General features: G+C 63.3%; 1 protein-coding gene. It reads left to right on the top strand.

What is annotated here, in order from left to right; genetic code table 11:
• Positions 1 to 9: 9 nt before the first annotated feature.
• A partial coding sequence (locus LK12_RS25415) for a PhnE/PtxC family ABC transporter permease (protein WP_407938181.1) occupies positions 10 to 215 on the top strand: 206 nt, incomplete at its 3' end.

Below are 215 nucleotides of genomic sequence, written 5' to 3'. Positions count from 1 at the left end.
GTCTGCGCCATTCCGCTGGGCATTCTCTGTTCCGAGAACATCGTGCCCTGGTGGGTGTACCAGCCGGTACGTCGGGTGATGGATGCCTGCCGTTCGATCAATGAAATGGTCTTCGCCATGCTCTTCGTCGTCGCGGTCGGCCTCGGCCCCTTCGCCGGCGTGCTGGCGCTCTTCATCAGCACCACCGGGGTGCTGGCCAAATTGTTCGCCGAGGC

The sequence above is a fragment of the Novosphingobium malaysiense genome (assembly GCF_000802225.1).
GTDB classification, from domain to species: Bacteria; Pseudomonadota; Alphaproteobacteria; order Sphingomonadales; family Sphingomonadaceae; genus Novosphingobium; species Novosphingobium malaysiense.
This window is presented reverse-complemented; position numbering and strand designations above follow the sequence as displayed.